An 8,900-nucleotide genomic window follows, 5' to 3' on the forward strand; every position below is an offset into this window, starting at 1 on the left:
TCTGCTTAAACTACACCAGCGGCCAAATCCTGCGCCGCCTGTGCAATACTCTCCGGCTTGCCCAAATCGCGCCAGTAAGCATCGTCCGTGCGATACCCAATAATTCTCTCGCCCACCGCAGCCAGCCGCAGATAAGCGGGAATAATCGAGAACACGCCATCCTCACTCAGCAAACCAAAGATGTGCGGCGAAATCACATGAATCCCCGCAAACGCCAGCTCTTCCGGCGCATCAACCGCCCGCGCCATCTCGCGCTCGCCATCCTTCAGCACGCGCCCGCATAGCTCGCTCTGCGAATCAAATAACAAGGGCCGCGAAGTCTTCCGGGCCTGCACTGCCATCGTCACCAAGGCACCTTGCTCCACATGAAAGTGAGCCATCGCCGCCAGATCAATGCCGCTCAACACATCCACGTTATGCAAAAGAAAAGGCTCTTCCGAATCCCGAAAGAACCACGCGGCCTTCTTTAACCCGCCACCGGTATCCAGCAGCACATCCTCGTGCGAAACCGCAATCCGCATCCCAAAGTTCTTATGCGAAGCAAGATACTCTTCCATCAAATCCGCAAAGTGATGCGTATTGACGATGACTTCCTCAATGCCAAAGCTCTTGAGCCGCGTAAGTGTAATTTCCAGCAGCGTGCGCCCGTTAATTTCAACAAGCGCCTTGGGCCTGTCGTTGGTCAGAGGACGAAGCCTTGTGCCAAGCCCAGCCGCCAGCACCATGGCTTTCATCGCCCCATCTTCTCCAGCTCCACATGCCGCAGCACCACCTGCAAGCCCTTCGTAGCCTGCAGATGCTTCGCCAGCCGCTCCGCCAAAAAGACGCTGCGATGTTGCCCGCCCGTACATCCAAAGGAAACCATCAGATTCGCAAACCCGCGCTGCAAATAATTCGCCACAGCCGAATCCACCAGTGACTCCGCATTCGCATAAAACTCGTGCACCGGCTCTTTGTCGTTCAGAAAATCAATCACCGGCTCGTCTTTGCCAGTCAGCTTCTTGTACTGCTCTTCACGCCCCGGATTCGGCAAGCTTCGCGCATCAAACACAAACCCACCGCCGTTGCCGCTCTCATCCGTAGGCATCTGCTTATGAAAGCTGAAGCTGAATACGCGTACCGTCAGCGGCTCATCCACATGCCCCAGCCCCTGCAGCTTCTCGCTCTTCGCCATGCCAGCCAAAGCATCCAGCAGCGCCGGCAACGGAATCGGCAACTTCACATTCGCCGCAAGCCATTCCAGATTCTTCAGCGCATACGGAACCGACTGCAGAAAGTGCGCCTTCCGCTCATAAAACCCGCGAAACCCATACGCACCCAGCGCCTGCAGAATACGCACATAGACATACGCGTAGTAGAGATGCAGAAACTCCTCGCGATCAAAGTCCACGTACTGCTTCAAGCAATCGAGATAGTAATTCAGCAGTTCCTGCCGCACCGCCGGAGGCAAATCCGCCTTGCCGTCAAACAGCAGCGATGCAATGTCATACTGCAATGCGCCCTTACGCCCGCCCTGGTAATCCAGGAACCACGTCTTGCCGCTATGCAGCATAATGTTCCGCGATTGAAAATCGCGATACAGAAAATAATCATGCGGAGCCGTCAGCAAAAACCGCGTCAGCCTCCCGAAATCATCCTCCAGCGCCTGCTCATTAAACGGAATCCCCGCCAGCCGCAGAAAGTAGTATTTGAAGTAATTCAAATCCCAGTTAATCGACTGCTTATCAAAGCTGGCCCGCGGATAGCAGACTCTGTAATTCAGATCCTTGCCTGCAACAACCTGGAAGCGCGGCAGCTCCGCCACGGCCTTCCGATAGGCATCCATCGCCTCTGCATCCAACACCGGGCCATTGCGATGCTCGCCCAGAAACTCGAACAGCGTCGTGTCGCCCAAATCCTCTTCGAGATACGCTCCCTGGCTCAAATCCTCCGCATAAATCTCCGGGACCGCCAGTCCGCACTTCCGAAAATGGCGCGAAAACTCCAGAAAAGCGCGGTTCTCCTCCCGCACCGAGTGCAGAATCCCAACCGCCGACTGCCCGCCCGCGTCCAGCCGGACAATAATCCGGCCCGAGCCGCCAAGCTTGCCCTGCAATGGCCGCACATGCTCCGGCGGCGTGTGAAAGTGCTGTTCAAAGAGGCGTTTCAGAACATCCATGTGCAAATTTCCGGGGGAAAAGTAGAGTAACCGCTCTTGAGAAGATATCGGCCCCGGCAACCGTGGTGCAAGGCGTCCGCGCCCCATAACTGCATCCCGGAACCACAATGGAACATCCCTTCGTTATCATTAGAAGTTAGGCTCCATCCGCAAAACACAACAGTACCGGCGCACACAGGTACGGACCTGAACAAAGGAAATCGATGACCGTTGCAACGAAGTCCCCGCTTCTTGAGCTTCTCCAGACCCGCATCCTCATCCTCGACGGCGCGATGGGCACCACCATCCGCACCTACGGCATGACGGAAGCCGACATCCGCGGCGAGCGCTTCAAAAACTCCAAAAAGGATTTGCTCAACAACGGCGACCTCTTCACGCTCACGCAGCCCGCGATGATCAGCGACATCCACCGCCGCTTCCTTGAAGCCGGCGCGGACATTATCGAGACCAACACCTTCGGCGCAACCTCCATCTCGCTCTCGGAGTTCTTCGTAGACGACCCGCGCGAGCACGGCGGTCGCAAAGACCCGGCTTTCTATCAAAAAATCATCGACGACAAGTTTCTCAATGACCTCGCCTGGGAGATCAACTACGAATCCGCCCGCCAGTGCCGCCACTGCTGCGACACCGTAGCCAAGGAAACCGGCCGTCCGCGCTTCGTCGCTGGGTCGATTGGGCCGCTGACGGTTTCCCTCTCCAATTCGCCCGACGCCGACGACCCCGGCTTCCGCGTCGTCACCTTCGACCAGGTTCGCGACGCCTACAAACTCCAGATCCGTGCCCTCATCGCCGGAGGCTCCGACGCGCTGCTCGTAGAAACCATCTTCGACTCGCTCAACGCCAAGGCCGCACTCGTCGCCATCCGCGAAGTCTACGAAGAAGACAAGCTTGTAGGCACCGAAAAAGAACTCCCCATCATGATCTCCGCCGCCGTGGGCCGCGGCGGCGAAACCATGATCTCGGCACAAACCGTCCAGGCCTTCTGGATCGCCGTCGAAAACTCGCGCCCCATCTCCGTCGGCCTCAACTGCTCCATCGGCCCGGACCTGATGTATCCATTCCTGTCGGAGCTCTCGGCGCATTCGACAGCCGCCATCTCGGCCTACCCCAATGCGGGCCTTCCCAACCCGCTCTCGCCCACCGGCTTCGACCTCGTGCCTGCGGACATGGGCCGCCATCTCAACACCTTCGCGCACAGCGGCCTCGTCAACATCGCCGGCGGCTGCTGCGGCAACACGCCTGAGCACATCGCCGCCATTGCGCAGGCGCTCGAAGGCCAGGCCCCGCGTCCCATCCCTGCGCCATCTGAAGTCGCCTTCAGGCCATTACGTCTGTCAGGCTCGCAACCCTTCACGCAGCAGCCCGGCAGCTACATCATGATCGGCGAACGCACCAACGTCGCTGGCTCGCCCAAGTTCGCCAGGCTCATCAAGGAAGGCAAATACGAAGAAGCCGTTTCCGTCGCCCGCCAGCAGGTAGAAAACGGCGCCAATGTCATCGACATCTGTATGGACGAAGGCATGATTGACGGCGTAGCCGCTATGTCACGCTATCTGCAGCTGCTAGCCTCTGAGCCGGAAGTCGCCAAAGTTCCCTTCATGGTGGACTCGTCGAAGTGGGAAGTCATCGAAGCGGGCCTCAAGTGCCTGCAGGGCAAAGGCATCGTCAACTCCATCTCGCTCAAAGAGGGCGAAGAGAAATTCCGCGAACGCGCAGCCACGATCCACAAATACGGTGCCGCCGCCGTCGTCATGGCCTTCGACGAACAAGGTCAGGCCGCCACCTACGAGGAAAAAATCCGCATTTGCCAGCGTGCCTACAACATCCTCGTCAATGAAGTCGGCTTCCCCGCAGAAGACATCATCTTCGACCCCAACATCCTCACCGTCGCCACCGGCATGGAGGAACACAACAACTACGCCGTAGACTTCATCAACGCCACGCGCTGGATCAAGCAGAACCTGCCCCACGCTAAAGTCTCCGGCGGCGTCTCCAACATCTCCTTCAGCTTCCGCGGCAACAACAAAGTCCGCGAAGCCACGCACTCGGCGTTTCTTTATCACGCCATCGCCGCCGGCATGGACATGGGCATCGTCAACGCCGGCATGCTTGAAGTCTACGAAGAGATTGAGCCTGAGCTGAAAGAGCTGGTTGAAGACGTCCTCCTCAATCGCCGCCCCGACGCAACAGAACGCCTCGTAGACTTCGGCGAAAAATTGAAAGCCGCAGGCCCTGACACCGCTGTCATCGAAAAGAAGGCAGAAGAGTGGCGCAGCGGCACCGTAGAAGAACGCCTTGCGCACGCATTAGTCAAAGGCATCGACACCTACATCAACGAGGACACCGAAGAAGCTCGCGCCAAGCTCGGCCGCCCGCTCTCCGTCATCGAAGGCCCGCTGATGGCTGGCATGTCCGTCGTCGGCGACCTCTTCGGCGCAGGCAAAATGTTCCTCCCGCAGGTCGTAAAATCCGCCCGCGTCATGAAGAAAGCCGTTGCGTATCTCACACCCTTCATGGAAGAGGAAAAAGCCGCGCTCGCCGCACAAGGCGTCGAGATGAAGTCCCAGGGAAAAATCGTTCTCGCCACCGTCAAAGGCGACGTCCACGACATCGGCAAGAACATCGTTGGCGTCGTGCTCGCATGCAACAACTACGAAGTTGTCGACATGGGCGTCATGGTCCCCGCCGACAAAATCCTCGAGCGCGCCAAGGAAATCCGCGCCGACATCATCGGCCTCAGCGGCCTCATCACACCCTCGCTCGATGAGATGGTTCACGTGGCCCGCGAGATGGAGCGGACTGGATTCAAGGTGCCCCTTCTTATCGGCGGAGCCACGACAAGCCGTGCCCACACCGCCGTAAAAATCGCGCCACACTACAGCGAGCCCGTCGTACACGTCCTCGACGCCAGCCGCGCCGTGCCCGTAACCACCAGCCTGCTCAGCGAAGAAGGCAAAGCCACATTCGTAGCGCAACACCACGCCGACTATGAAGCCCTGCGCAAAGCCCACGCCACACCGAAACAAAAGTTGTTCTCCCTCGCGGAAGCCCGCACCCGCCGCACGCCCATTGAATTTGTAGCCGAAGACATTCCGCAGCCCGAATTCACCGGCGTCCGTGTACTTGATAACTTCCCGCTCGCCACACTCCGCGAGTACATCGACTGGACGCCCTTCTTCCATACCTGGGAGCTCAAAGGCGTCTACCCGCGCATCCTCGACCACCCCGAGCAAGGCGCAGAGGCCCGCAAAATCTTCGCAGAGGCCAACGCACTGCTTGACAAAATCATCGCGGAAAACCTCCTCACCGCCCGCGCCGTATACGGCTTCTTCCCAGCCGCGGCCATCGGAGATGACGTCGAGCTATACACCGACGAATCCCGCAAGGAAGCTCTCGCCACACTCCACTTCCTCCGCCAGCAGGTAGACTACGGCGGCAACGAAACAAATAAGTCGCTGTCCGACTTCATCGCGCCCAAAGAAGCCGGCCTCAGCGACCACATCGGTGGCTTCGCAGTAACCAGCGGCATCGGCCTCAAAGAGCTGGTTGAAAAATACCGCGCCGAGCACGACGACTACAACGCCATCATGGCCGAAGCCGTAGCCGACCGCCTCGCCGAAGCCTTCGCCGAATGCCTCCACAAGCGCGTTCGCGACGAGTGGGGCTACGGCCGCGCCGAGACGTTCACCATCGAAGAGATGATCCGCGAACCCTACCGCGGCATCCGCCCCGCTCCCGGCTATCCCGCCCAGCCCGACCACACCGAAAAGGGAACCATCTGGAAGCTGCTCAACGTCGAAGAGCAAACCGGTATCCAGCTAACGGAGTCCTACGCCATGTGGCCCGGCTCCAGCGTAAGCGGCCTCTACTTCGCGCACCCCGAATCGAAGTACTTCAGTCTCGGCAAAATCGCCCGCGACCAGGTGGAAGACTACGCCGCCCGCAAAGGCATGACCATCGCCGAGGCCGAGCGCTGGCTAGGCCCCCACCTCAACTACGACCCATCGTAAACAATGCAAATCCCCGCCGAACTCCGCACCGCGCTCGATGCCCAGCTCGAAGGCATTCCCCGCACGCCGCTCATCGAGCGCGCCGAGCGCATCTCCGCGCTCTACCGCGACAGCACCGGCTCCAGCATCGCCATCCGCGATGCAACCGACGCGCTGGCCTACGCCATCACCCGCTCGCCAGCCACCTACGGAGCAGTCCGCAACGCCCTCTTACACCTCGCAGAGCGAAGCCCCAGCTTCACCCCACAATCCGCACTCGACTTGGGCGCAGGCCCCGGCGCAGCAAGCTGGGCCGCCTCCGAAGCCTTCCCGCAAATCACCGCAATCACACAAGCCGACGCCAACCAACCACTTCTCACCCTCGGCAAAACACTCGCACAGCACGCATCCACGCCAGCCCTGAGCAACGCTGAGCAAGTCACGGCCAACCTGACGCAATCCATCCCCACTCAACCCGCAGATTTAGTCCTGCTCAGCTACATCCTCGCCGAACTACCTGACGCGCAAGCCCAGTCCCTCACCGAAGCCGCATGGAACCTCACCACCGGCGCGCTAGTCCTCATCGAACCCGGCACGCCCGCAGGCCACAAACGCCTGATGACCGCCCGCCGCATCCTTCTCGGCGCAGAAGCCCACATACTGGCCCCCTGCCCGCACCAGCTCCCCTGCCCGCTCATTCCGCCCGACTGGTGCCACTTCGCCCAGCGCATTGAGCGCAGCCGCGACCACCGCATCCTAAAATCCGCCGATCTGCCCTACGAAGACGAAAAGTTTTCCTACCTCATCGCCGTCCGCAAACCATACTTCACGGAAGCCACACAGTCCCGCATCCTGGCCCGTCCCAACCGCCAGCCCAACAGCATCACCCTCAAACTCTGCCAGCCCAGCGGCACAGCAAGCTCAGCCACCATCTACCGCCGCGACAAACCCGCCTTCAAGCTCGCCAAAAAACAAGAATGGGGCGACGCCCTCTAGCTCAACGCAAACAACAAAAGGCCCGGAGCACATGCTCCGGGCCCTTTTACTTGACCACACTTACTTACAGCAGGACCCTGTGCAGCCATCGGAGCAGCACTGCCCGCAATCACCGCCGCAGCACGATTTACAAACAGCAGTTTTACTCGTGGCCTGCGCAAATCCAGTAACTGCCAGCACACATCCAAATACGAAAAGAACCCATGCGCGTCTCATAAGCAACCTCCTCAACCCTACAAACACAACGTACGCGCGCACCACAACTGTCCGCTGTGAGATAAATCACAACGCTGCCTGTAAAAAATTTTGAAAAGAAGTTGCCTGAACTACTTCGCCGTCAACGCCGCCACCGGCACCAGCATATCTTCCTTGCGCTGAATCAAGTTCGTAGCATTCAGCGTAGCCAGCTCAAACCCATGCCCATGCGTAATCGCATCGGTCGGGCAAGCCTCCACGCAATAGCCGCAGAAGATGCAACGGTTGTAGTCGATGTTGTAGACCTTGGCATAGCGCTCGGAAGAGGAAATCCGCTTCTCAGCCGTATTCTCATCGGCTTCGATATAGATGCAGTTGGAAGGGCACGCCGCCGCGCACAAAAAGCACGCCACGCACTTTTCCAGGCCATTCTCATCGCGCTGCAGCACATGCGCCCCGCGGAAGCGCTGTTCAAACTTCGCTCCACGCAACGGCCCCGGCCCATCCGGGTAATTCTCCACGGTCGTGGGCTGAAACATCTCCCCGAGGGTGATGCTCATGCCCTTGGCAATAGCTCCAATGTTGCGCGCGATCGACATGCGTCCAGTATACGATGAAAGCCTAAGGAGTTTCGAATGCGCCGTCTCACACAAAACATTGCCGTTCTCGCTGTACTACTCTCCGGCCCGGCCTTGCTGCTATCACAGTCCGCCGCCCCGCAGGCCAAGCCCGCGGACGACTCCGGGCCCATGCACCACGGCACGCACCCCGTCGTTTCCGCCAATGTCCTCAAAATCACCACAGGCGCACAATCCGCTGAGTTCACGCCGGAAAAACTGGCAGCCCTGCCCCACACCACCATCACCCTCTTCAACGGCCACGCCAAGGCCAACCAGACCTACTCCGGCGTCCCGCTCATCGACATACTCAGGCCCCTCGGCGTCACCGATCAGCCCAAGGGCAAGGACTTCCGCTTCTACATCGAGGCCGAAGGCGCAGACGGCTACTTCGTCACCTACTCCATCGGAGAAATCACACCCTACATCCACGATGGAACCGTCCTCGTAGCCGATACCGTAGACGGCAAGCCGCTCAGCGAAAACGGCCCCTTCCAGCTCGTAGCCACCGGCGAAAAACACCCCGCCCGCTGGGTTCGCAACCTCGTAGCCATCCGCGTCAAACCCGCCGAATAATCTCCACCATCACAAATGCAAAAGAAAAGCGCCTGCCCTGATTGACTTCAAGGCAGGCGCTACTGTTCTGCGTTTGCTTAGTGCGGACGTTTCTCTTCCGGCCGATGTTGCTGCTCCTGCGGCCTCTGCTGAGGGTGCTGAGCCGGACGTTGCGACATCTGCTGCTGCTGTTGCACGGCCCTCTGCTGCTGTTGCTGCTGACGCTGCTGAGCTTGCCTTTGCTGCTGCTCCTGGCGTTGCTGTGCCTGCTGCTGTTGACGTTGCTGTGCCTGGCGCTGCTGTTCAGCCTGTTGCTGCTGACGCTGTTGTTGTTGCTGTTGAGCCTGGCGTTGTTGCTGCTGTTGCTGGGCTTGATGTTGCTGTTGAGCC

General features: G+C 59.4%; 7 protein-coding genes. 4 read left to right on the plus strand and 3 right to left on the minus strand.

What is annotated here, in order from left to right:
• Positions 1 to 5: 5 nt before the first annotated feature.
• Positions 6 to 734: a nucleotidyltransferase family protein gene (locus AC5S3R_RS17535; protein ID WP_494268455.1), complete on the minus strand. Its 729-nt coding sequence runs from the start codon at positions 732 to 734 to the stop codon at positions 6 to 8.
• Positions 731 to 2,158 carry a RapZ C-terminal domain-containing protein gene (locus AC5S3R_RS17540; RefSeq protein ID WP_494268456.1) on the minus strand — a complete coding sequence of 476 codons (1,428 nt, stop codon included), beginning with the start codon at positions 2,156 to 2,158 and terminating at the stop codon, positions 731 to 733. Before AC5S3R_RS17540 ends, AC5S3R_RS17535 begins: the two co-directional genes overlap by 4 nt.
• Before the next feature lie 203 nt (positions 2,159 to 2,361).
• On the opposite strand from AC5S3R_RS17540, the gene metH reads away from it, so the two are divergent.
• Together metH and AC5S3R_RS17550 are read left to right on the plus strand one after the other, a co-directional pair.
• Entirely contained in the window at positions 2,362 to 6,168 is a 3,807-nt protein-coding gene (gene metH, locus AC5S3R_RS17545) for a methionine synthase (protein WP_494268457.1), read from the plus strand.
• A 3-nt stretch (positions 6,169 to 6,171) separates the two neighbouring features.
• Complete coding sequence (locus AC5S3R_RS17550; protein ID WP_494268458.1) at positions 6,172 to 7,143, plus strand: small ribosomal subunit Rsm22 family protein; 972 nt, start codon at positions 6,172 to 6,174, stop codon at positions 7,141 to 7,143.
• A gap of 326 nt (positions 7,144 to 7,469) precedes the next feature.
• On the opposite strand, the gene AC5S3R_RS17555 is transcribed toward AC5S3R_RS17550, so the two are convergent.
• Positions 7,470 to 7,937 carry a NuoI/complex I 23 kDa subunit family protein gene (locus tag AC5S3R_RS17555; protein WP_494268459.1) on the minus strand — a complete coding sequence of 156 codons (468 nt, stop codon included), beginning with the start codon at positions 7,935 to 7,937 and terminating at the stop codon, positions 7,470 to 7,472.
• A gap of 36 nt (positions 7,938 to 7,973) precedes the next feature.
• On the opposite strand from AC5S3R_RS17555, the gene AC5S3R_RS17560 reads away from it, so the two are divergent.
• Positions 7,974 to 8,531 (plus strand): molybdopterin-binding protein, encoded by a 558-nt coding sequence (locus tag AC5S3R_RS17560; RefSeq protein ID WP_494268460.1) that lies wholly within the window; start codon positions 7,974 to 7,976, stop codon positions 8,529 to 8,531.
• A 149-nt stretch (positions 8,532 to 8,680) separates the two neighbouring features.
• Positions 8,681 to 8,900, plus strand: a 220-nt coding sequence (locus AC5S3R_RS17565) for a hypothetical protein (protein ID WP_494268461.1), incomplete at its 3' end; no start/stop codon positions are given.

The organism is Occallatibacter sp. FHG110214_02 (genome assembly GCF_059115385.1).